This is a genomic window from Brenneria roseae subsp. americana, assembly GCF_003115815.1.
In the GTDB taxonomy this organism is placed as follows: Bacteria; Pseudomonadota; Gammaproteobacteria; order Enterobacterales; family Enterobacteriaceae; genus Brenneria; species Brenneria roseae.
This window is the reverse complement of the sequence record NZ_QDKJ01000036.1, coordinates 1-3,408: the sequence shown is the minus strand read 5'-3', so window position 1 is coordinate 3,408 and position 3,408 is coordinate 1. Positions and strand designations below refer to the sequence as shown.

Here is a 3,408-nt window from a genome sequence, read left to right as displayed (position 1 = left end):
CGCCCCATTCCTTCGGCTTGCAAAATGAACGGGCCCACACCGCTGCCGGGCGCCGCATTGCCATAGTCAGGAGTATCGATCCCCAGCCAGCGCTGACCATTCCAGCGAATAAGCTCGCGCTTCGGATCCCACGGATTTCCCTGTTCATCAGCCGACGCGCGGTTGTACAGAATGCGGCGGTTTTGCGGCCACGCCCAGGCCCAACCCAGCGTACAACCCAGTCCGGACGGATCGGCGTTATCCCGCCGGGCCATCTGGTTTCCCTGCTCTGTCCAGCAGCCGGTGTAAACCCAGCAGAAGCTGGCCGTGGTCCCATCGTCGCGCAGTTGCGAGAAATCAGACAGCAACTGGCCTTGCTTCAGCACCAGATTGCCCCGTTCGTCATAAATATCCGCCAGCGCATAGCCATTGCCCTCTTTTGCCACTTCTTCCGGCGAGGGATCTTCCGGATTGAGGTAATCCCATGCCATATTGAGGACAGGCTCAGGGTTCGCGCCGCCTTCTTTGGCGTACATTTCCCGCAGGCGCAGGAAAATCCCCGCCAGAATCACCCCATCGTGCAGCGCTTCCGCTGGCGGCTCTGCGCCTTTAAAGTGCCATTGCAGCCAACGGCCTGAATTCACAATCGATCCGTTTTCTTCCGCAAAACAGCTGGATGGCAAACGAAAAACCTCCGTCTGGATCTGTGAAGAATCCACTTCATTCAACTCGCCGTGGTTCTGCCAGAAATTAGAGGTTTCCGTCGCCAGCGGATCGATAATGACCAGAAATTTCAGTGTCTTCAGAGCGTCACGCGCTTTATTGGAATCCGCAAACGCGGCTATCGGGTTAAACCCCTGTGCGATATAGCCGTTGACCTTGCCCTCAATCATTCTTTGGGTGTAGTTCAAGGCGTCATAGCTTTGATCCCACTTGGGCAGCCAGTCAAAACCCCAGTCATTTTCTTTCTGCGCCTTATCGCCATACAGGCTTTTCATCAGGCTAATGAAGAACTTCGGCGTATTTTTCCAGTAATTCACCTGATCGGGCAGCAGCGCTTCCGGTGTGATTTGCGATAGATAATCCTGCAAGTTCGTCTGTTTTTCCGATGGCAGATCCATATAACCGGGCAGACGCAGGGACAACAGACCCAGATCGGTATAACCCTGAATATTGGAGTGTCCGCGCAGCGCGTTAATCCCGCCGCCGATCATACCGATATTGCCTAACAGCAGTTGGATCATGCCGGCGGTGCGAATCATCTGAGAACCGGTGGTATGCTGCGTCCAGCCCAGCGCATACAGAATGGTCGCCGTTCTGTCCGGCACGCTGGTGGAAGCCAGAATGTCGCAAATCGTCAGAAAATCATCTTTTGGCGTACCGCAAATACTGGTGACGACCTCCGGCGTATAGCGGCTGACGTGCTGTTTAAGCTGATTCCACACACAGCGGGGATCGGTCAGGGTGAGATCCCGTTTGGCAAAGCCGTTTTCGTCCAGCTCATACTGCCATGAGGTGCGGTCGTACTTGCGCGACTGTGGGTCGTACCCGCTGAAGAGACCATCATCAAAGTGGTAATCTTCGCGCACCAGCAGGCTGGCATTGGTGTATGACTTCACATACGCCATCTGCACTTTGTTATTGCTCAGCAGGTAATGAATAACGCCCAGCAGGAACGTGATATCCGATCCTGCGCGGATCGGGGCATAAAGATCGGCTACCGACGCGGTACGGTTAAAACGAGGATCGACAACAATCAGTTTTGCGCCGTTTTTAATTTTGGCTTCAACGGCCCATTTGAACCCAACCGGATGGGCCTCCGCCGGGTTGCCGCCCATCACCAGCACCACGTTGGCATTTTTTATATCAACCCAGTTGTTGGTCATGGCGCCGCGGCCAAAGGTTGGCGCCAGCGCCGCCACGCTGGGCGCGTGGCAAAGGCGCGCCTGGGTGTCAATTCCCAGCATGCCCAGCGCACGGGTAACACGAAAATCCAGCATCCCGGTTTCATTGCTGGCCGCAGACGAGCACAGCATCCCGGTGGTCAGCCAGCGGTTAACCGTGACGCCATCACTGTTTTTCTCGACAAAATTGGCATCCCGGTCGGCTTTCATCAGGCGGGCAATGCGCTCAAAAGCCTCATTCCAACTGATGCGTTGCCATTTATCCGATCCGGGCGCGCGATATTCAGGATACTTAAGGCGTTGATCGCTGTGAATATAATCAATCAGCCCCGCGCCTTTAGGGCATAGCGAACCGCGGCTGACCGGATGATCCGGGTCGCCTTCAATATGAAAAATAGAAGGTTTGGCGTTTTTGGCTCCATCGCCAAGGCTATACATTAAAATACCGCACCCAACGGAACAATAAGTACAGTTATTGCGTGTTTCTTTGGCACGCAGAAGTTTATATTGCCGAGTTTCAGCCAGCGCAACAGCGGGAGAAAAACCCAATGCTGTCACCGTTGTTCCGGCCATGCCACCCGCGCATATTTTAAAGAATTGTCGTCTGCTAACCTGCATGGAAAGCTCCTCACACCACATCGCTCACAGTAAAAATCGGGATAAAACCTTTATTTTTTATAAACCCTAAATAATTCGGAGTTGCAGGACAAAACGTTATCGTTTTGAACAATGCAAAGCATTGTCCCTTTACGGGCGAACCCGGCCAACGCCTCTGCCACTTGAAGTATGACGGGTATATTGAAAGAATAAATTGACCGCCGCACAGTGAAAAACCACACTATTGATAAGCATTATGCGTCGAAATAAAAAAACCTCAACTTTTTATCCAAACAATAACATTTAAATCACAAAATCAGCTTAAAACGTCCATTTATTGTCCAAAGCAAGCCATTAAATGAAAATAATTATCAATTTCATATAGGCATCACGACGCCTCGTTATATAATATTTTACATATCGAATTGCTGTTTTCTTTTATTCGGGAATGATTATCAATGGCGTGAAATATATAATGAAGATAATACCGTTAGTAAATAATAACGATATAACAAGATATTATTCTCTATATTATTTATGGTTCATCATTAATTGAATAACATAAAAATGCCTACGCGTTTGGGTAAAAACATTATTTACCGTGTGAAAATGCAAATAATGCACAAAGTAAAATACCACTGCTTCAATTTTAGCCTTTTTCATTCGGATGAGTGGCGAATCAGCCTGTCACGGACTTAACGGAACGAGGCCCGCGAAATGCTGAGGGATCCTCAGAAATTTAGGGGAAGAATGTCTGTGAGTGAGGTTAAGGTTTCGTGCGCGGTAGCTAACGCAGATTTCTGCAAGCGTTGCGGCACGCGCCCGACATGAGGCGGCTCAATCGCCACCGCCCCATGACCCCGGGCTTTTCGCGGGAAGTCGCGTCGCTACGCGATGCCTTCGGCGTACGTGACCGCTGTTCGGGCCG

The 3,408-nt window shown here is 50.9% G+C and carries 1 protein-coding gene; it reads right to left on the bottom strand.

All coding sequences use genetic code 11. The annotated features are described in order from the left end of the window. Nucleotides 1–2,501 (bottom strand): formate dehydrogenase-N subunit alpha (fdnG, locus tag B4923_RS20595; RefSeq protein ID WP_109491550.1); only part of this gene is annotated, 2,501 nt, incomplete at its 3' end. Nucleotides 2,502–3,408 lie beyond the last annotated feature (907 nt).